17 protein-coding genes are annotated in these 19,169 nt (G+C 68.5%); 6 read left to right on the top strand and 11 right to left on the bottom strand.

From position 1 onward, the window contains the following. The first annotated feature begins 154 nt into the window (after nucleotides 1-154). The 5 genes from ctaE (at nucleotide 155) to QNO14_RS05385 (ending at nucleotide 5,069) form a co-directional block, all read left to right on the top strand. Nucleotides 155-766, top strand: coding sequence for an aa3-type cytochrome oxidase subunit III (gene ctaE, locus QNO14_RS05405; protein WP_257506057.1), 612 nt, complete (start codon nucleotides 155-157; stop codon nucleotides 764-766). 19 nt (nucleotides 767-785) lie between these two features. Next, nucleotides 786-1,586, top strand: a complete 801-nt coding sequence (qcrC, locus tag QNO14_RS05400; protein ID WP_257493744.1) for a cytochrome bc1 complex diheme cytochrome c subunit — start codon at nucleotides 786-788, stop codon at nucleotides 1,584-1,586. Nucleotides 1,587-1,627: 41 nt separating this feature from the next. After that, entirely contained in the window at nucleotides 1,628-2,707 is a 1,080-nt protein-coding gene (gene qcrA, locus QNO14_RS05395; protein WP_257493745.1) for a cytochrome bc1 complex Rieske iron-sulfur subunit, read from the top strand. Continuing rightward, entirely contained in the window at nucleotides 2,704-4,527 is a 1,824-nt protein-coding gene (gene qcrB / locus QNO14_RS05390) for a cytochrome bc1 complex cytochrome b subunit (protein ID WP_257493747.1), read from the top strand. The genes qcrA and qcrB overlap by 4 nt, the downstream gene beginning before the upstream one ends. 137 nt (nucleotides 4,528-4,664) lie before the next feature. Further along, on the top strand, nucleotides 4,665-5,069 hold the full coding sequence (locus tag QNO14_RS05385; RefSeq protein WP_257505857.1) for a rhodanese-like domain-containing protein: 405 nt from the start codon (nucleotides 4,665-4,667) through the stop codon (nucleotides 5,067-5,069). A gap of 17 nt (nucleotides 5,070-5,086) precedes the next feature. Here the strand turns inward: QNO14_RS05385 and QNO14_RS05380 are convergent, their stop codons facing one another. The 6 genes from QNO14_RS05380 to QNO14_RS05355 form a co-directional block, all read right to left on the bottom strand. After that, nucleotides 5,087-5,881 (bottom strand): PP2C family protein-serine/threonine phosphatase, encoded by a 795-nt coding sequence (locus QNO14_RS05380; RefSeq protein ID WP_257505855.1) that lies wholly within the window; start codon nucleotides 5,879-5,881, stop codon nucleotides 5,087-5,089. A gap of 5 nt (nucleotides 5,882-5,886) precedes the next feature. Then, complete coding sequence (locus QNO14_RS05375; RefSeq protein ID WP_257493750.1) at nucleotides 5,887-6,321, bottom strand: cytochrome c oxidase subunit 4; 435 nt, start codon at nucleotides 6,319-6,321, stop codon at nucleotides 5,887-5,889. 3 nt (nucleotides 6,322-6,324) lie between these two features. Beyond that, a complete protein-coding gene (ctaD, locus tag QNO14_RS05370) occupies nucleotides 6,325-8,082 on the bottom strand; it encodes an aa3-type cytochrome oxidase subunit I (RefSeq protein ID WP_257505853.1) in 1,758 nt (585 codons plus the stop codon). A 1-nt stretch (nucleotide 8,083) separates the two neighbouring features. Then, a complete protein-coding gene (ctaC, locus tag QNO14_RS05365) occupies nucleotides 8,084-8,980 on the bottom strand; it encodes an aa3-type cytochrome oxidase subunit II (RefSeq protein ID WP_257495975.1) in 897 nt (298 codons plus the stop codon). Nucleotides 8,981-9,137: 157 nt separating this feature from the next. Next, nucleotides 9,138-9,503 (bottom strand): iron-sulfur cluster insertion protein ErpA, encoded by a 366-nt coding sequence (gene erpA / locus QNO14_RS05360; RefSeq protein WP_257495974.1) that lies wholly within the window; start codon nucleotides 9,501-9,503, stop codon nucleotides 9,138-9,140. 77 nt (nucleotides 9,504-9,580) lie between these two features. Further along, nucleotides 9,581-10,975, bottom strand: a complete 1,395-nt coding sequence (locus tag QNO14_RS05355; protein ID WP_257505852.1) for a dipeptidase — start codon at nucleotides 10,973-10,975, stop codon at nucleotides 9,581-9,583. Between the two features lie 49 nt (nucleotides 10,976-11,024). On the opposite strand from QNO14_RS05355, the gene QNO14_RS05350 reads away from it, so the two are divergent. After that, nucleotides 11,025-11,597 carry a DUF3043 domain-containing protein gene (locus QNO14_RS05350; protein WP_257495972.1) on the top strand — a complete coding sequence of 191 codons (573 nt, stop codon included), beginning with the start codon at nucleotides 11,025-11,027 and terminating at the stop codon, nucleotides 11,595-11,597. A gap of 10 nt (nucleotides 11,598-11,607) precedes the next feature. Here QNO14_RS05350 and QNO14_RS05345 read toward each other — a convergent pair whose 3' ends face one another. From QNO14_RS05345 to dnaE, 5 genes are read right to left on the bottom strand one after another with little or no spacing between them, the layout of a single operon-like run. Next, entirely contained in the window at nucleotides 11,608-12,636 is a 1,029-nt protein-coding gene (locus QNO14_RS05345) for a quinone-dependent dihydroorotate dehydrogenase (protein ID WP_257505851.1), read from the bottom strand. Between the two features lie 24 nt (nucleotides 12,637-12,660). After that, the gene (gene nrdR, locus QNO14_RS05340; protein WP_257495970.1) at nucleotides 12,661-13,137 is read right to left on the bottom strand and encodes a transcriptional regulator NrdR; all 477 of its coding nucleotides are present in this window, start codon (nucleotides 13,135-13,137) and stop codon (nucleotides 12,661-12,663) included. Nucleotides 13,138-13,149: 12 nt separating this feature from the next. After that, nucleotides 13,150-14,451: a histidinol dehydrogenase gene (hisD, locus tag QNO14_RS05335; protein ID WP_257505850.1), complete on the bottom strand. Its 1,302-nt coding sequence runs from the start codon at nucleotides 14,449-14,451 to the stop codon at nucleotides 13,150-13,152. Between the two features lie 50 nt (nucleotides 14,452-14,501). Next, nucleotides 14,502-15,653 (bottom strand): hypothetical protein, encoded by a 1,152-nt coding sequence (locus QNO14_RS05330; RefSeq protein WP_374113942.1) that lies wholly within the window; start codon nucleotides 15,651-15,653, stop codon nucleotides 14,502-14,504. A 44-nt stretch (nucleotides 15,654-15,697) separates the two neighbouring features. Beyond that, nucleotides 15,698-19,168: a DNA polymerase III subunit alpha gene (gene dnaE, locus QNO14_RS05325; RefSeq protein WP_374113956.1), complete on the bottom strand. Its 3,471-nt coding sequence runs from the start codon at nucleotides 19,166-19,168 to the stop codon at nucleotides 15,698-15,700. Nucleotide 19,169: the final 1 nt, after the last annotated feature.

The following is a 19,169-nucleotide window of genomic DNA, read 5'->3' as shown; positions in this document are numbered from 1 at the left end:
GATCCTATCGGGCGCGGATCAGCGAATTCTCGGCGGGCTCTGAGGGTGGACGCACTTCACCCAGCCGATCATCAGCGCTCCGATGGGAAACTTGAGGCCGACTTTCAGCCATAATGAATGTGTGACGAGCTCTCCAACGACCTATCCCCAGGCCATGCGGTCGGTCAAGCGACCTGACCCGGTCGCCGTCGGCACCATTGTCTGGCTCGGCAGCGAGGTCATGTTCTTCGCGGGCCTGTTCGCGATCTTCTTCACGCTGCGCAGCACCTCGCCGGAGCTGTTCGCCGCGCGGAGCGAGGTCCTGAACGTCCCCTTCGCCGCGATCAACACGTTCATCCTCGTGCTGTCGTCCTTCACCTGCCAGGCCGGCGTCTTCGCCGCCGAGCGCTTCCAGTCCTACCGCACCGGCAGCTTCTGGAACGTGCGCAAGTGGGGCATGACCGAGTGGTTCTTCCTCACCTTCATCATGGGCGCGGTGTTCGTCTCCGGCCAGGTCTGGGAGTACGCGACGCTCGTCGCCGAGGGCCTGCCGATCAGCGCCGACGCATACGCCTCGGCCTTCTACATCACGACCGGCTTCCACGCCCTGCACGTCACCGGCGGCCTGATCGCGTTCCTGATGGTCATCGGGCGCGCCTACGCGGTGAAGAACTTCGGGCGCAAGGAGATGACCACCGCGATCGTCGTGTCCTACTACTGGCACTTCGTCGACGTCGTGTGGATCGTCCTGTTCGCCGTCATCTATCTGCTGCCCTTCGTGGGCTGAGAGCGAGCTGAGAAAGCACATGGCACGACACACTCCTCGCCGCACGAACGGCCGCCGCAGCCCCTGGGCCGCCGCAGCCCTCATCGGCATCGGTCTTCTCGTCACCGGCGGCGTCTACGCGGGAGCCTCCGCAGCCGTTGCCGCCTCCGAGCCGCAGACGGTGACGTCCGCGCTCACGGTCGAGGACGGCAAGAAGCTGTTCCAGGCCAACTGCGCCACCTGCCACGGGCTCGACCTGCAGGGCTCCGCGAACGGACCCTCGCTGTACGGCGTCGGCGAGCTCTCGGTGGAGTTCCAGGTGGCTACGGGCCGCATGCCGCTGCAGATGCAGGGCCCGCAGGCCCCGCAGAAGCCGGTGCAGTTCACGCAGGAGCAGATCGAGGCGATCGCGGCGTACACGCAGTCCGTCGCCCCCGGCCCCAGCTACCCCGACGCGCACGTCCTCGACGGCGAGGGCGATGTCTCCGCAGGCGCCGAGCTCTTCCGCATCAACTGCGCGATGTGCCACAACGTGGCGGCCGCCGGCGGCGCCCTCACCGAGGGCAAGTACGCCCCGCCGCTCACCGACACCAGCGCACTGCACATCTACGCCGCCATGGTGACGGGCCCGCAGAACATGCCGGTCTTCAACGACCTGACCCTCACCACGGAGGAGAAGCGCGACATCATCTCCGCGCTGATGTACATGCAGGAGAGCCCGTCGCCCGGCGGCTTCAACCTCGGCTCGCTCGGCCCCGTTTCGGAGGGTCTGTTCATCTGGATCTTCGGTATCGGCGGTTTGATCGCTCTCACCGTGTGGATCACGGCGAAGTCGAACTGATCGATCACTGACACAGCATCACGGAACGCACGAGGAGCACCATGACACACGAGGACGACGCGCTCGAGCACGAGAGGGCTTCCTGGAAGCCCTCCCCGGGGCTCGCGGTCGCGGTATCCGACCCCGTGCACAACCCCGGTCTGCCGCCGCACCGCGCACGCATCACCGACAAGGATCCCGCCGCGATGAAGCGGGCCGAGCGCACGGTGTACACCCTGTTCTACCTGTCCCTCGCCGGGAGCATCTGGGCGGTCGCCGCCTACATGATCTTCCCGATCGAGAGCGGGCAGCTCATCGACATCCGCAACAACAACCTCTTCATCGGACTCGGCATCGGCCTGGCCCTGCTCGCGATCGGCGTCGGCGCCATCCACTGGTCCAAGGCGATCATGTCCGACAAGGAGTTCATCGAGCCGCGTCACGCCACCCGTGGCCGCGACACGACACGTGAAGCCGCCGTCGAGGTGTTCCGCGAGGCCAACGAGGAGTCCGGGTTCGGCCGCCGCACCATGATCCGCAACTCGCTGATCGCCGCGGTCGTGGCATCCGTCGTTCCGGGCATCACGCTGTTCCGCGGCCTCGCCCCGGAAAGCACGCCCGAGCACCCCCACGCCGGCGACCCGGTGTACCTGCTCAGCCACACCATGTGGAAGAAGGGCGAGCGCCTGGCGCACGACCCGAGCGGCCTGCCCATCCGTGCCGCCGACCTGACCCTCGGGTCGGTCGTGCAGGTGATCCCCGAGTCGCTCGCCTCGCTGAGCCACCACGACGGCTACCTCGAGGAGAAGGCCAAGGCGATCGTCCTGGCCGTGCGCCTGCTCCCCGAGCAGCTGAAAGAGGCCGAGGACCGCAAGGACTGGTCGTACGACGGCATCGTCGCCTACTCCAAGGTGTGCACGCACGTCGGCTGCCCCGTCGCCCTGTACGAGCAGCAGACCCACCATCTGCTGTGCCCCTGTCACCAGTCGCAGTTCGACGTGTCCGATGGCGCGGCGGTCATCTTCGGCCCCGCTGCACGTCCGCTGCCGCAGCTGCCGATCACCGTCGACGACGAGGGCTACCTCATCGCACGCAGCGACTTCACCGAGCCGGTCGGCCCGAGCTTCTGGGAGCGTCATTGAGCACCGCAACTGTCACTGAGGAGACGACCGAGAGGTCGAAGAACTCCGACGAGAAGCCCCTCGGCGGGCGCTTCGTCGCGGGGGCGGCGAACTATCTCGATGAGCGCACGAGCATCTCGGGCCTCGTCAAGGAGCTGGGACGCAAGATCTTCCCGGACCACTGGTCGTTCATGCTGGGCGAGATCGCCCTGTGGAGCTTCGTCGTCGTGCTGCTCTCCGGCACGTTCCTGACGTTCTTCTTCCAGGCCTCGATGGTCGAGACGCACTACTACGGCGCGTACGAGGCGATGCGCGGCATCCCGATGTCGGCAGCCATGGAGTCCACCCTGCGGATCTCGTTCGACATCCGCGGCGGTCTGCTGGTGCGTCAGATCCACCACTGGGCGGCCCTCGTCTTCGTCGCCGGCATCGGCGTGCACATGCTGCGCGTCTTCTTCACCGGCGCGTTCCGCAAGCCGCGCGAGCTCAACTGGGTGATCGGCTTCGTGCTGTTCGTCCTCGCGATGGGTGAGGGCTTCACCGGCTACTCGCTCCCCGACGACCTGCTCTCGGGCAACGGCCTGCGCATCATCGACGGCATGGTCAAGGGCATCCCGCTGATCGGCACCTGGACGTCGTTCCTGCTCTTCGGCGGCGAGTTCCCCGGCGTCGACATCGTGGGGCGCCTCTACACGCTGCACATCCTGCTGCTCCCGGCGATCCTGGTGGCGCTGCTCGCGCTTCACCTCATGCTCATGATCGTGAACAAGCACACGCAGTTCGCCGGCCCCGGCCGCACGAACAGCAATGTCGTCGGCTACCCGATGGTGCCGGTCTACATGTCGAAGATGGGCGGCTTCTTCTTCATCACGTTCGGTGTGATCGTGCTGATCGCGTCGCTGTTCACCATCAACCCGGTGTGGAACTACGGCCCCTACGACCCGTCGCCGGTGTCTGCGGGAACGCAGCCCGACTGGTACATCGGCTTCGCCGACGGCGCCCTGCGTCTGGTGCCGCCGCACCTGGAGACGGTCTTCCTCGACCGCACGTGGTCGTGGAACATCCTGCTGCCGCTCGGTGTGCTCGTCGTCTTCATCCTGCTGGTCGCCATCTACCCCTTCATCGAGGCGTGGATCACCGGCGACAAGCGCGAGCACCACATCGCGCAGCGTCCGCGCAACGCCGCCACCCGCACCGCCATCGGCGCGGCCGGTGTCACGTTCTACGCGGTGCTGTGGGCTGCGGCATCCTCCGACCTTATCGCCACGCACTTCTTCCTCACGATGGAGGGCGTCATCCACGCCCTGCAGACGCTGCTCATCGTCGGGCCGATCGTCGCCTACTTCGTCACCAAGCGCATCTGTCTCGCGCTGCAGAAGAAGGACCGCGAGATCGTGCTGCACGGCTACGAGTCCGGTCGCATCGTCCGCCTCCCGGGCGGCGAGTACATCGAGGTGCACCAGCCGGTCGACGAGTACGAGCGCGTCAAGCTCGTCGACGTCGAGACCAACGCGCCGCTGGTGGTGCGGCCCAACGCCAAGGGACGCATCCCGTGGCACGAGAACCTGCGCGCCTCGCTGTCACGGTGGTTCTTCGAGGACCGCCTGACCCCGCTCACCCAGGCGGAGCTCGACGCGGCGCTGGCTCACCAGCACCACTCCCTCGACCACATGCAGGAAGAGGAGGCCGCGGAGCTTCAGGGCGCCCACGAGCGCGCCGGCGTCCCCGACGCTCCCCTGCACCCGATCGATGACGGTCACAACAGCGAGACGGCCGTGCGCCCGTCGAACGTGATCATCCCCGACGAGGGCGACGACAAGAAGGACAAGAAGGACTCCTGAGTTCTGACATGAGAAGGGCCCCGGCGTATGACGCGCCGGGGCCCTTCTCGTTCGTCCGGGGAACAGGGCAGGATTCCTGCGCTCTTCGTCCTCCCGCGACGCCCTGTGCTCCTCGCGGAGCGCGGTACGGTGACTCGATGATGGATGCCGCCACCTACTTCTCCGCGAAGCTCCGCCATGAGACCGACCCGAGCGACGTTCACGAGGCCCAGCGTGCGGGCAGGACGATGACGCTCGTCGACGTGCGCAGCGAGGCGGCGTGGGACCGGGGACGTGTCACCGGAGCCGTGCACCTGCCCCACCGTGAGATCACCGCCCGCGCTGCCGCGGAGATCGATCGGGCCACGCCCGTGGTCGTCTACTGCTGGGGCCCCGGATGCAACGCCGGCGCCAAGGCAGCCCTGGCCTTCGCCACGGCCGGCTACGACGTGCGGGAGATGATCGGCGGGTACGAGTACTGGGCCCGCGAAGGCCTGCCGACGGAGGACGACAGCGGCCCGCTGCCGCGCCGGTTCGACCCGCTCACCATGGTGGTGCGGTAGCAGACCGGGAGCCGGCCTCAGGCGCTGTCGAGGCCCTCGAGAAAGCGGGCGGCCGCAGCGCCGACGAACACGGGTGCCTCGGGCGAGACCCGCTCGGGCGCCGGGACGATGTCGCACACGACGGCCGTCGCGTTGTCGCGGGTGCCGGCGTCGAGCGCGACCCGCACCACCCAGTCCGCGGCACGCTCAGGTGTCGGCGCGAGGACGAGGAGCCGCTCCAGCTCGTCGTGGGGAACGTAGTCGCTCACTCCGTCGCTGCACAGCAGCCAGCGATCCCCGTGCACGGCGTCCACGCGGGCCACACTGACGGTGTCTTCATCGTCCCCGCTGAGCGAGGCGGTGATGACGTTCCGCCGCGGGTGCACGGCCGCTTCCTCGGCGCTGAGGAGCCCCTGGTCGACGAGGGCCTGCACGAGCGAGTCATCGCGCGTCTGGCGGCTCAGCAGCCCGTCCCGCAGCAGGTAGGCGCGGGAGTCGCCGGTGTGGGCGAGGAGGAGCTCTCCCGATCCCCCGAACCACAGGCCGGTGAGGGTCGTGGCCATGCCCACCAGCGCGGGGTCCCGTCGCGTGTGCGCGCCGATGTCCCAGTTCGCCCAGCGGATGCGGGATGCCAGGTGCTCCGCGTCACGCGTCTCGGGCGAGCCGGCAGCGAGACGGTGCAGGAGCGCGGCCGATGCGAGATCCCCCGCCGGTCCCCCACCGACGCCGTCCGCAACGCCCGCCCCCCAGGATGCCGCGAAAGCGGCATCCTGGTTGACGGCGCGGAACTCGCCGACGTCCGAGACGGCGGCGGCCCTCAGTCGAGCGGGCATGATGCTCAGCGAGCGAAGTACCCGCGGTAGTACTCGAACACCCAGCCCACGATGGCGATGACGAAGACGGCAAGGCCGATCGGGATCATGAAGGTGCCGACGGCGAAGCCGATCATGGCCAGTGCCGCGGAGAAGGCCAGCACGATCGGCCACCACGACCACGGGCTGAACTCACCCATCTCGGGGTCCCCGTCGTCGATGTCCGCCGTGAGGATGTCCTCGGGCAGCTCGCCGCCCTGCGCCTTGTGCACACGGCTGACGTAGAAGCCGATGAGTGCGGCCATGAAGACCGAGAAGAACAGCGCCACGGTGCCGACCCACTCGATCGCCTGGTACCAGGCGAGCTCCGGGTAGGCGATGATGTTCCACCAGGTGTAGACGATCGCGACCAGCAGGAAGAAGCCCGCGAGAAGCCACCAGAGGTTGACGTTGGTCTTCATCGCTTACTTGACCTCTCCCTCGGAGACATCGACAACCGGAGCATCGGGCGCGTCCTTGGCAGGTCCCACGCCGACCGGCACGGCCGCCTCGGGGTGGTTGACGTCGAACGCCGGGCGCTCGCTGCGGATGCGCGGGATCGAGGTGAAGTTGTGGCGCGGCGGCGGGCAGCTCGTGGCCCACTCCAGCGAACCACCGTAACCCCACGGGTCGTTGACCGTCACCTTCGGCGCCTTGCGCGCGGTGATCCACACGTTGAACAGGAACGGGATCATCGAAGCACCGAGGATCATCGCACCCACCGTGGAGATCTGGTTCTCCCAGGTCCAGCCGTCCGCAGCGGAGTAGTCGGCGTAGCGACGCACCATGCCGTCGACACCCAGCCAGTGCTGCACGAGGAAGGTGAGGTGGAAGCCGACGAACAGCATCCAGAAGTGCACGTAGCCCAGGCGCTCGTTGAGCATGCGGCCGGTCCACTTCGGCCACCAGAAGTAGAACCCGGCGAACATCGCGAACACGACTGTGCCGAACACCACGTAGTGGAAGTGCGCGACCACGAAGTACGAGTCAGAGAGGTGGAAGTCCAGCGGCGGCGACGCCAGGATCACACCGGTCAGACCACCGAAGACGAACGACACCAGGAACCCCAGAGCGAACACCATCGGCGTCTCGAACGTCAATGACCCTCGCCACATGGTGCCGATCCAGTTGAAGATCTTCACCCCTGTCGGCACCGCGATCAGCATCGTCATCAACGCGAAGAACGGCAGCAGCACCGCACCGGTGACATACATGTGGTGCGCCCACACCGCCACCGACAGCGCGGCGATCGCGATCGTGGCGTACACCAGGGTCTTGTACCCGAAGATCGGCTTGCGGCTGAACACCGGGAAGATCTCCGACACGATGCCGAAGAACGGCAGCGCGATGATGTACACCTCGGGGTGACCGAAGAACCAGAACAAGTGCTGCCACAGCAGCACCCCACCGTTCTGCGGATCGAAGATGTGCGACCCGAGCACACGGTCCGACGCCGCCGACAGGATGGCTGCCGCCAGCACCGGGAACGCCATGAGGATCAGGATGCTCGTGATGAGCGTGTTCCAGGTGAAGATCGGCATGCGCCACATCGTCATACCCGGGGCGCGCATCGTGACGATGGTGGTGATGAAGTTCACCGCACCGAGGATCGTGCCGAAGCCGCTCATGCCCAGGCCCAGCATCCACAGGTTGCCGCCGGCGCCGGGGGTGAAGCTCGCGTTGGCGAGGGGCTGGTAGGCGAACCAGCCGAACGATGCCGCACCCTGCGGGGTGAGGAAGCCCGAGATCGCGATGAGCGAGCCGAAGAGGAAGAGCCAGAACGCGAAGGCGTTCAGGCGCGGGAACGCCACGTCCGGGGCGCCGATCTGCAGCGGCAGGATCGCATTCGCGAAGCCCGCGAACAGCGGCGTCGCGAACATCAGCAGCATGATCGTGCCGTGCATCGTGAACAGCTGGTTGTACTGCTCCATCGTCGGCACGACCTGCATGCCGGGCTCGAACAGCTCCGCGCGGATGATCAGCGCCATGACGCCGCCGAGCAGGAAGAACAGCACCGACGAGATCAGGTACATGTACCCGATGGTCTTGTGGTCAGTGGAGGTGATCCACTTGACGATCAGGTTGCCCTTCTGCTCCACGCGCGACGAGCTCAGCAGAGCCGCCTGACGCGGGGGAAGGGTGGTGGGTCGGGCCTGTCCCGTGCCCTCGAGTGTCGTCGCCATCTCAGTGGTCTCCCTCGGCCTCGCCGGCCTTGTTGCCCGGCAGGTTCTGCAGGCGATCGTAGGCGTCGTTGATGTCACCGGTCTGGCCGGCGTCGCGCAGCGTCTCGAGGTACTCCTCGTACTCGTCCTCGCTGACGACCTCGACGTTGAAGAGCATCATCGAGTGGTACTCGCCGCAGAGCTCGGCGCACTTGCCGGCATAGGTGCCTTCACGGGTCGGCGTGAAGGACCAGTAGTTGTCCTTGCCGATGTACATGTCCTTCTTGTAAAGGAAGTCGATGATCCAGAACGAGTGGATGACGTCGCGCGACTGCAGGTGGATCTTCACGGTCTGGTCGACCGGCAGGTACAGCGTCGGAAGCGCGGCCTGGTCGATGTCGCCCTTCTCGTTGGCTTCGGCCTGCACGCCCATCGTCCAGACGGCGTCGTCGGCGTCGCCGTTCTCGGGGTTGTACTGGAAGTCCCACGACCACTGCTTGCCGATCGCGGTGATCGAGACGTCGGGGTCGTCGTACTGCGTCTCGAGGATCGACTGGTCACGGGCCGTGAAGGCGAAGAACCCGACGACGAGGATCAGCGGGATGACCGTGTACAGGATCTCGATGGGCATGTTGTACCGCATCTGCACGGGCAGGCCCGTCTGGCCGCGACGGCGGCGATAAGCGATGGCGGCCCACCCCATGAGACCCCAGGTGACGATGCCGACCACAAGGAGCACGATCCACGAGGTGGTCCACAGCCCGGAGACCATTTCGACCCGGTCGGTCGCCGGAGCGCCGCCCTCCTCGAAGCCGGGGAGATAGCCGTTCAGCTCCGTCGGGGAGCACGCAGCCAGCGTGACTGCAGTGGCTGCTCCCAACGGGATGGCGGCCCAGCGTAGGCGGCGTTTTGATCGCACGGTGCACCTTTCCGGACGCGGGTATGACCAGCTAAGTCTAGGGCAACGTCACACCGGATTCAGGCCAACCATCCAGGTCCGCAAACGCGTCGTCCGGCGGTTTTCCCGCGCTGATCAGCGCCGGAACCGCCGGACGAAAGGCCGGGAAACCTTCAGATCAGTGGAAGCTGTCGCCGCACGCGCAGCTGCCTGCCGCGTTGGGGTTGTCGATGGTGAACCCCTGCTCCGAGATGGTGTCCTTGAAGTCGATCGTGGCGCCGTCGAGGTACGGCACGCTCATGTCGTCGACGATCACCTCGACCCCGTCGAAGTCGACGGTCTTGTCGCCGTCGAGGTAGCGCTCGTCGAAGTAGAGCTGGTAGATCAGGCCCGAGCAGCCGCCCGGCTGCACGGCCACGCGCAGGCGCAGGTCGTCGCGGCCCTCCTGGTCGAGCAGGCTCTTGACCTTGGCGGCGGCGGCGTCGGTGAGCGAGACGCCGTGGTCGCGGACGACCTCGGCGACAGGCTGTGCGGTGTCGGTCATGGGGTCTCCCCTGGGTCGGGCCGCCAGGAGCGGCTGGATGCCACGATTCTACGCGCGTCCCTGGGAAGCCGGCCCGATCAGAGGCTCTTGGCGTCCAGCCGCTCCAGCAGGAGCGCCTCGGAGACCAGCGCATTGCGGAACGTGTCCAGGTGCAGCGACTCGTTCGGGCTGTGCGCACGCGCGTGCGGGTCTTCCACCCCGGTGACGAGGATCTGCGCCTCGGGGAACACACGCACCAGGTCCGCGATGAACGGGATCGACCCGCCCACCCCGATGTCGACGGGGGCCACCCCGTATCCGGTCTCGAGCGCGGCGCGCGCATCTTCGACGGCCCACCCCGCGGTGTCGACGAGGAAGCCGTCACCGAAGTCCACATCCGAGAAGGTGAGCTCTGCCCCGAAGGGCGCGTTCGCCCGCAGGTGGGCCTCCAGCGCCCCGTACGCCTGCTGCGCGGACTGACCGGGCGCCACGCGGGCGCTGATGACGACGGACACCTCCGGGCTGAGCGTGTTCGACGCGTTCGCGACGCTGGGGGCATCGATACCGGTCACCGTCACGGACGGCTTGTTCCAGATGCGGCTCAGGATGGTGCCGTCTCCGATGGCGGACACCCCGTCGGGCAGCCCGGCCTCGTCGCGGAGCGTCTGCTCGCTGTACTCCGGGGTCGGGGCCTCTCGGTGGGTCATACCGGCGACGGCGACACTCCCGTCGGCATCCCACAGGGTGGACAGCAGCCGGACCGTGGCCATCATGGCGTCCGGCACCGCGCCCCCGAACATCCCGGAATGGGAGGCGTGCTCGAGCGTGCGGACGGTGAGCGTGAAGCGCGCGTTGCCGCGGAGCGACACGGTGACCGCCGGCGTGCGCGAATCCCAGTTGCCGGAGTCCGCCACGACGATCACGTCGGCACGCAGCGCATCTGCGTTCTCTTCGAGGAAGGCTGCGAAGGAGCGTGAGCCGGCCTCCTCCTCCCCCTCGATGAACAGGGCGACGCCGAGATCGAAATCGGGGCCGAGGGCCTCGGTGAGCGCGCGGAGGGCGCCGATGTGCGCCATCACACCGGCCTTGTCGTCGGCCGCGCCGCGAGCGTAGAGGCGGCCGTCTCGAACCGTGGGCTCGAAGGGCGGCGACTCCCACAGTGCGTCGTCGCCGACCGGCTGCACGTCGTGGTGGGCATAGAGCAGGATCGTCGGGCGGCCGTTGCGCGCAGCGCGGGTCGCGAGCACTGCCGGCATCCCGCGCTCTTCGGTGCCGGGGATCGCCGCATCGCGCACCTCCACCCGCTCGAAGATGCCGAGCCCCTCGGCGAGCTGCTTCACGGCCTCTGCGCTCCGACGCACCTCGGCGGGGTCGAAACCGGGGAAGGCGATGGAGGGGATGCGCACCAGCGCGCCCAGGTCGGCAAGGGCGGCGGGCACGGCGGCGGCGGCCGCGGCGCGCACCGCCTCGGGGCGGGACAGGTCGGAAGTCATGCGGGTAATCTTAGATCGAACCCGATTCCCGCTATCCAGAGGATCCCCCGTGGCCAACACCCCCGCTTCCGCGCCGAAGGAAACGTCGACGACGACGCCCGCCGAGCAGGTGGGACCGGGCAAGGGCCGGCCGACGCCCTCCCGTGCCGAGCGCGAGGCAGCCCGCAAGCGCCCGCTGGTGGCCGACACCAAGGAGGCCCGCGCCCGCGCGAAGGCGGAGCTCGCCGCCGCGCGCGAGAAGGCCCGCATCGGCATGGCCAACGGCGAGGACCGCTACCTGCCGGCGCGCGACAAGGGCCCGCAGCGTAAGTTCGCCCGCGACTTCGTCGACGCCGGATGGCACCTCGGCGAGGCCGTCATGCCGATGATGCTGCTCGTGATCGTGCTGACCTTCATCCCGATCCCGGCCATCACGTACTACTCGTTCATCGGCCTGTGGATCTTCATCCTCTTCGTGATCGGCGACATGATCATCACCTCGATCCGGGTGAAGAAGGTCGCGAAGGACCGCTTCGGCACGCGCATGGAGAAGGGCCTCGGCTGGTACGCCGCAATGCGCACGATTCAGATGCGCTTCATGCGTCTGCCCAAGCCGCAGGTCAAGCGCGGCACGAAGGTCTGACCGCAGCGCGTCAGCGCGCGGCTCTTCTGAGCCCGCGGTTGATCTGCCGCGCCCAGAGCGGCCCCCGGTAGAGGAACCCGGTGTAGCCCTGCACGAGGTCGGCGCCGGCACCCAGCCGTTCGCGCACGTCCCCGGCCGTCTCCACTCCCCCGACGGAGATGACGCAGAACGTCTCGGGCACCGCTGCACGCAGCACCCGCAGCACGGCGAGCGAACGCGCCTTCAGCGGAGCACCGGACAGTCCGCCGTCGCCGGCGGCCGCGACCACCGCGGGGTCGCTCACGAGCCCTTCCCGGGAGATGGTCGTGTTCGTGGCGATGATGCCGGAAAGACCCGCGTCGACGGCGAGGCGCGCGATCGCACGGATCTCGTCGTCGGGCAGGTCGGGGGCGATCTTCACCAGCAGCGGGGTGTTCCCGGAGGCGTCGCGCACTGCCTCCAGGAGAGGCCGCAGCGTCTCGACGGCCTGCAGCCCGCGCAGACCCGGCGTGTTCGGTGACGAGACGTTCACGACGAGGTAGTCGGCCAGGGGGGCGAGCAGACGGGTGCTGGTGACGTAGTCGGCGGTGGCATCCGCCACGTCGACGACGCGGCTCTTGCCGATGTTGACGCCGAGCACCGCCCGCTTGCTGCGGCGGCGGAGGGCGCGCAGGCGGGATGCCGCGGCCTCGGCGCCGTGGTTGTTGAACCCCATGCGGTTGACCACTGCCCGGTCGGGCACCAGGCGGAACAGGCGCGGCCGGGGGTTGCCCTGCTGCGGGATGGCGGTGAGTGTACCGACCTCGACATGGCCGAAGCCGAGCGCCCACAGCCCCGCGGCGCCGGTGACGTCCTTGTCGAAGCCCGCGGCGACGCCGAAGGGGGAATCGAACGTGAGACCGAGCGCCTGCGTCTGCAGCTGCGGTGCCGGCCGCGTGAACCGGCGCACGAGCGGGGCGACGGGCTTCGCGCCCAGCGCGCGGATCACCGTCATCGCCGCGTGGTGCGCGGTCTCAGGATCGAGACGGGTGAGGACGGCTCGGAAGAGAAGGGGATACATCGTCGGTACCTGCAGACCGGCGGGTCAGTCCGCGTGCACGGCGGCGCGGGCCGTCGCGTGGTCGGCGCGCAGCTGCGCGATGGCGGTCTCGAAATCCTCGAGCGAATCGAACGCCTGATAGACGCTCGCGAAGCGCAGGTAGGCCACCTCGTCGAGGTGGCGCAGGGGCCCGAGAATCGCCAGCCCGATGTCGTTGGTGTCGATCTGCGACGACCCGGTCTGGCGGATCGCCTCCTCGACAGACTGGGCGAGGATCGCCAGGTCGCCCTCGGTGACGGGGCGCCCCTGGCATGCCTTGCGGACGCCCGACATGACTTTCTCGCGGCTGAAGGGCTCGATGACGCCGGAGCGCTTGATCACGTTGAGGCTCGCGGTCTCGATCGTCGAGAACCGTCCGCCGCACTCGGGACACTGGCGTCGGCGGCGGATGCTCAGGCCGTCGTCGCTCGTGCGGGAGTCGACGACGCGGGAGTCGGGATGGCGGCAGAAGGGGCAGTGCATGGCACCGACAGACTAGCGCCCGAAGCGGGCGGTGACCGCTTCGCCGTGCGCGGGGAGGTCCTCGGCCGTCGCGAGCGCCACGATCCCGTCGGCGACCTCCGCGAGAGCGGCCTGGTCGTACGCGATGATCTGCTGTGGACGGAGGAACGTCGACGCGGACAGTCCCGCCGCGTAGCGGGCCTGACCGCCGGTGGGGAGCACGTGGTTGCTTCCGGCGAGGTAGTCCCCCAGGCTCACCGGCGACGCCGCGCCGACGAAGACCGCCCCGGCGTTGACGAAGTCGTCGACGCGGGGGTCGGCGAGGTGCAGTTCGAGGTGCTCGGGGGCGTAAGCGTTGCTGACCGCCGTCGCCGCGGCGATGTCGTCGACGAGCACCACGGCCGACTGCGGCCCCGCCAGCGCCTGGGCGATGCGTCCCGCGTGCCGGGTGCGCGCCGCACGCTCGGTGACCGCGTCGATCACGGCGGTCGCGAGAGCCTGCGACGGCGTCACCAGCACGGCGGATGCCTGCTCGTCGTGCTCGGCCTGGCTGATGAGGTCCATCGCGACCAGCGCCGCGTCGGCGCTGTCATCGGCGACGATGAGGATCTCAGTCGCCCCGGCCTCGGAGTCGGTGCCGACCACGCCCGCGACGGCGCGCTTGGCGGCCGCGACGAAGTTGTTGCCGGGGCCGGTGACGACGTCGACCGGCTCCAGCCCGATCGCCGGCACCCCGTACGCGAACGCGCCTATCGCGCCGGCGCCGCCCATCGCGTAGATCTCGGTGACCCCGACCAATCCGGCTGCCGCCAGGATCACCGGGTGCACCCGACCGCCGTGCTCGCGCTGCGGCGGGGATGCGAGGGCCACCTCGCCGACGCCGGCGACCTGCGCGGGCACGACGTTCATCACGACGCTCGAGGGGTAGACGGCCTTGCCGCCGGGGACGTACACCCCGGCGCGACGGACGGGCCGCCACCGCTGCTCGACGCGGGCACCGGGGGAAAGCTCGACAGCCGAGGGCGGTGGCACCTGCGCGGCGGAGGCTTCCCGCACGCGACGGATGGCTTCTTCGAGCGCGGCGCGCACCGCCGGATCGAGCGACGCGAGGGCTTCGTCGACGTGCTCCTGCGGCACCCGCAGGGCGTGACCCGATGCGCCGTCGAAGCGCTCCGCCTGCTCGCGCAGCGCGGCCTCGCCACGCGCGGCGACATCATGGACGATCTCTGCCGCCGTCGTGAGCGCCTCCGCGCGCGCCGCTCGGGCGCGCGGGACGGATGCCAGCAACTCGGCCGCGGTGAGCGTGCGGCCGCGGAGGTCGATCGTACGGAGCATCCCTCCAGATTACCGGCCGCTCCCGGGCCCGCCGTGCCGTGTGCGGGCGGTCAGCCCCGCGTGACGTCCGAGACGTCGTGCAGGTATCCCACACGTCCGTCTTCGTGGCGCACGACGTACACCTCACCGCGGTCCTCGATGACGAGCGCCCACGCGTCGGGTCCGATGCGGAAAAGCGGTGCGCCCTGCGCGTCGACGACGTCCCGCTCGACGGGCGCGAGTGCCCAGAACGCCTGGCTCACCGGTCCGCTGGAGACGACGACGGCCTCCTCGACGACGACGTCGCTCGAACCCGGCTCCGCCTCGGCTTCGGCGGGGGCCTCGTCTGCTGCGGCGACGAGCGGCTGGTCGTCCAGCGAGCGCTCGACGTCGGGGTTCTCACCGAAGCTGTCGGTGTCGTAGACCGCCGTGTGGGCGGCGCCGGAGTCGGCGACGCCCGTGTCGGCTGCGCCATACGCCACGGCACCGTACGCGTCGGTCCCGTAGCCGCCGGCTGCAGGGGCTCCGGCGGTGCCGGAGGTGGCATCGGCGGGCTGCGCGGCCGCGGGTGCCGGGGCGGGGCGGGGCTCGCGAGCGGGACGGGCGACGACGGGTCGCAGCGGCCGCGCGTTGCGGTGGGCCGTCACCTCACGCCGGTGCTGGAAGTCCTCCGAGAGCGTCGGCAGCAGCGGGGCGAAGACGGTGAGCACCACACCCGCGAGCATCAGGAAGAACTCGACCCACACGACCCAGCTGCTCAGCCACACACCGGTCTGCACGCCGCGCGCGATGTTGGTCCACAGTGCCGCCAGCCAGACGACCGTCGACACCGAGAACGCCACCGAGGCGAACTGGTCGATGCCGAGCGACCCGACACGGCGGATGCCGTCGGGCGAGAACCGGCGCAGCACGATGAGGAAGACCGCGACCGTGGGAACGCCGATGGTGAGGATCCAGTCCAGACCCGAGTTCCACACCGACCCCCCGATCCCCCCGATCTGCCCGACCACGTCGTCGCGGTACAGGGAGAAGAACGACACGACGAAGGCCACGAGCCAGACGCCCAGGAGCGCCACCTCGCGTACCGAGAAGGGGCCGACGCCGTACTGCGGCGGGGCGCCTGCGGACTCCGGCGCGGCGTGCGCCGTGGCATCCGGAGCGTCGGTGGAGTGATCGGGGGTGTTCACGGTGTTCTCGTCGAGCCGCTCGTCGGTCACGTTCATCCCTTCGCCGTCGCGCCGGAGGCGCGGTCATCCGATGGTACCGGTCAGCCCAGGCAGTGGGGACCCAGCAGCCCTTTCAGCTCGCCGTAGAGATCGGCGGTCACCTGCACGTGCATCGGCACCTCGAACACCTTCGCGATGCCGCCCTTGTGCACCTTCAGCGTCACCTCGGTGTCGCCGCGGTGGCGCGTGAGCACCTGGGCGAGTTCGCCGATCACTGCCTCGGTGGCGCGGTGCTCGGGCATCGTGAGGGTGAGCGGGCCTGCGACGTCGGTCGTACCCAGATCCGGCGAGAACGCCGACTGACCGTGCAGGTTCAGCCCGTCGTCGCGCCGCGAGACGCGGCCGCGGACGACGAGGATGGAGTCGGCGACGAGCATCGACTGGAACTCGGTGTAGGTCTTGCCCATGAACATCACGGTGACCTCGCCGTTGAAGTCCTCGACCGTGATCATGCCGTACGGGTTGCCACTCTGCTTGGCTACCCGGTGCTGCACGCTGGTCACGAGGCCCGCCACGGTGACCTGGTCGCCGTCCTGCACGTCCTCGCTGGACAGCAGGTCGTGGATTGACATCGAGGCGTGCTTGGCCAGGGGGATCTCGAGGCCCGCCAGCGGGTGATCCGAGACGTACAGGCCGAGCATCTCGCGCTCGAAGGCGAGTTTGTCCTTCTTGGTCCACTCCGGCCGCTCGGGCACCTTGGGCGGCATGATCTCCTCGGCCTCGTCGTAGAGGCTGTCGAAGTCGAAGCCGATGGCACCCGTGGCCGCCTTGCGCTTGGAATCCACGGCGGCTTCGGTGGCATCCTCGTGGATCTCCATGAGCGCGCGGCGCGTCGAGCCGAGGGAGTCGAACGCACCGGCCTTGATGAGAGATTCGACCGTGCGCTTGTTGGCGACGTGGATCGGCACCTTGGTGAGGAAGTCGTGGAAGCTGACGAAGTTGTCGTCGGCGCGGGCGGTCACGATGCCGTCCACGACGTTGGTGCCGACGTTGCGCACCGCGCCCAGACCGAAGCGGATGTCCTCGCCGACGGCGGCGAAGTACCGGATGGATTCCCGCACGTCCGGCGGCAGCACGCGGATGCCCATGCGGCGGCACTCGTTGAGGTACACCGCGAGCTTGTCCTTCGCGTCGCCGACGCTCGTGAGCAGCGCCGCCATGTATTCGGCGGGATAGTGCGCCTTCAGGTACGCCGTCCAGTACGACACCAGCCCGTAGGCGGCGGAGTGGGCCTTGTTGAAGGCGTAGTCGGAGAAGGGCAGGAGGATGTCCCACAGCTTCTGGACGGCGGCGTCGGAGAACCCGTTCACGTGCATGCCGGCCTGGAAGCCCGCGTACTGCTTGTCGAGCTCGGACTTCTTCTTCTTGCCCATCGCGCGGCGCAGGATGTCGGCCTGACCCAGGCTGAACCCGGCCACCCGCTGGGCGATCGCCATCACCTGCTCCTGGTAGATGATCAGGCCGTAGCTGGTGCTGAGGATCTCGGCGAGCGGCTCTTCGAGCTCGGGGTGGATCGGAGTGATCTCCTGCAACCCGTTCTTGCGCAGCGCGTAGTTGGTGTGGGAGTTCGCTCCCATGGGCCCCGGCCGGTACAGGGCGATGACGGCCGAGATGTCCTCGAAGTTGTCGGGCTTCAGCAGGCGCAGCAGCGACCGCATGGGTCCGCCGTCGAGCTGGAACACGCCCAGGGTGTCACCCCGCGCCAGCAGGTCGTACGCCGCCTGATCGTCGAGGGCGAGGTCTTCGAGGACCACCTTCTCGCCGCGGTTGGCCTCGATGTTGTCGAGCGCGTCGTCGATGATCGTGAGGTTGCGCAGCCCCAGGAAGTCCATCTTGATGAGGCCGAGGGACTCGCACGCCGGGTAGTCGAACTGCGTGACGATCTGACCGTCCTGCTCGCGCTTCATGATCGGGATGATGTCGATCAGCGGCTCGCTGGACATGATGACGCCGGCGGCGTGCACGCCCCACTGGCGCTTGAGGTTCTCGAGTCCCACCGCGGTGTCGAACACGGTCTTGGCCTCGGGGTCGCTCTCGATGACGGAGCGGAACTCGGAGGCCTCCTTGTAGCGGGGGTGCTTCGGGTCGAACATGCCGCCCAGGGGCATGTCCTTGCCCATCACCGCCGGCGGCATCGCCTTGGTGAGCTTCTCCCCCATGCTGAAGGGGAACCCGAGCACGCGCCCGGCATCCTTCAGGGCCTGCTTCGCCTTGATGGTGCCGTACGTGACGATCTGCGCGACGCGCTCGTCACCGTACTTCTCGGTGACGTACTGGATCACCTCGCCGCGGCGACGGTCGTCGAAGTCGACGTCGAAGTCGGGCATGGAGACGCGGTCGGGGTTGAGGAACCGCTCGAAGATCAGGCCGTGCTCGAGCGGGTCGAGGTCGGTGATCTTCATCGCGTACGCGGCCATCGAGCCGGCGCCGGAGCCACGCCCGGGACCGACGCGGATGCCGTTGCGCTTGGCCCAGTTGATGAAGTCGGCGACGACGAGGAAGTAGCCGGGGAAGCCCATCTGCACGATGACGCCGGTCTCGTACTCCGCCTGCTTGCGCACCGCGTCGGGGATGCCGCCGGGGTACCGCTCGTGCAGGCCGTTCTCGACCTCTTTGACGAACCAGCTCTCCTCGGTCTCGCCGTCGGGCACCGGGTAGCGCGGCATGTAGTTGGCCGAGGTGTTGAACTCGACGTTGCAGCGCTCGGCGATGAGCAGCGTGTTGTCGCACGCGATCTCGTGGTCGCGGAAGATCTGACGCATCTCGGCGGGCGACTTGACGTAGTACCCGTCGCCGTCGAACTTGAATCGGTTGGGGTCGTCGAGGGTGGACCCGGACTGCACGCACAGCAGTGCCGCGTGGCTCGTCGCGTCGTGCTGGTGGGTGTAGTGCAGGTCGTTGGTGGCCACCAGCGGAATGCCGAGGTCCTTCGCGAGCCGGTGCAGGTCGGTCATGACCCGGCGCTCGATCGACAGGCCGTGGTCCATGATCTCGGCGAAGTAGTTGTCCTTGCCGAAGATGTCCTGGAACTCCGCCGCCGCCGCGCGCGCCGCGTCGTACTGGCCCAGCCGCAGGCGGGTCTGCACCTCGCCGGACGGGCAGCCGGTGGTGGCGATGAGGCCCTTGGAGTACGTCTGCAGCAGCTCGCGATCCATGCGCGGCTTGAAGTAGTAGCCCTCGATCGAGGCCTTGCTCGAGAGGCGGAAGAGGTTGTGCATGCCCTCGGTCGTCTCCGACAGCAGGGTCATGTGCGTGTAGGCGCCCGAGCCGGAGACATCGTCACTGTTCTGCTCGGGTGTGCCCCAGCGCACGCGCGACTTGTCGCTGCGGTGGGTGCCCGGGGTGACGTACGCCTCGATGCCGATGATCGGCTTGATGCCGGCATCCTTCGCCGTCTTGTAGAACTCGTACGCGGCGAACGTGTTGCCGTGGTCGGTGACGGCGATGGCCGGCATGTCCAGCCGCACCGCCTCCTGAACCATTGCGCCGATGCGGGCGGCGCCGTCGAGCATC

It is taken from the genome of Microbacterium sp. zg-Y625, from assembly GCF_030246925.1.
GTDB lineage: Bacteria > Actinomycetota > Actinomycetes > Actinomycetales > Microbacteriaceae > Microbacterium > Microbacterium jiangjiandongii.
Note: the sequence above shows the minus strand (reverse complement) of the source record. Positions and strands in the feature narration are given on the sequence as shown.

Coding starts and splice junctions, on each gene's coding strand:
- ctaD (WP_257505853.1), bottom strand. CDS start 8,082: ATGGCGACGACACTCGAGGGCACGGGACAGGCCCGACCCACCACCCTT.
- nrdR (WP_257495970.1), bottom strand. CDS start 13,137: ATGCACTGCCCCTTCTGCCGCCATCCCGACTCCCGCGTCGTCGACTCC.
- dnaE (WP_374113956.1), bottom strand. CDS start 19,168: ATGCTCGACGGCGCCGCCCGCATCGGCGCAATGGTTCAGGAGGCGGTG.
- qcrA (WP_257493745.1), top strand. CDS start 1,628: ATGACACACGAGGACGACGCGCTCGAGCACGAGAGGGCTTCCTGGAAG.
- hisD (WP_257505850.1), bottom strand. CDS start 14,451: ATGCTCCGTACGATCGACCTCCGCGGCCGCACGCTCACCGCGGCCGAG.
- QNO14_RS05345 (WP_257505851.1), bottom strand. CDS start 12,636: ATGTATCCCCTTCTCTTCCGAGCCGTCCTCACCCGTCTCGATCCTGAG.
- qcrC (WP_257493744.1), top strand. CDS start 786: ATGGCACGACACACTCCTCGCCGCACGAACGGCCGCCGCAGCCCCTGG.
- QNO14_RS05380 (WP_257505855.1), bottom strand. CDS start 5,881: ATGCCCGCTCGACTGAGGGCCGCCGCCGTCTCGGACGTCGGCGAGTTC.
- ctaE (WP_257506057.1), top strand. CDS start 155: ATGCGGTCGGTCAAGCGACCTGACCCGGTCGCCGTCGGCACCATTGTC.
- QNO14_RS05375 (WP_257493750.1), bottom strand. CDS start 6,321: ATGAAGACCAACGTCAACCTCTGGTGGCTTCTCGCGGGCTTCTTCCTG.
- QNO14_RS05355 (WP_257505852.1), bottom strand. CDS start 10,975: ATGACTTCCGACCTGTCCCGCCCCGAGGCGGTGCGCGCCGCGGCCGCC.
- QNO14_RS05385 (WP_257505857.1), top strand. CDS start 4,665: ATGATGGATGCCGCCACCTACTTCTCCGCGAAGCTCCGCCATGAGACC.
- QNO14_RS05330 (WP_374113942.1), bottom strand. CDS start 15,653: ATGAACGTGACCGACGAGCGGCTCGACGAGAACACCGTGAACACCCCC.
- erpA (WP_257495974.1), bottom strand. CDS start 9,503: ATGACCGACACCGCACAGCCTGTCGCCGAGGTCGTCCGCGACCACGGC.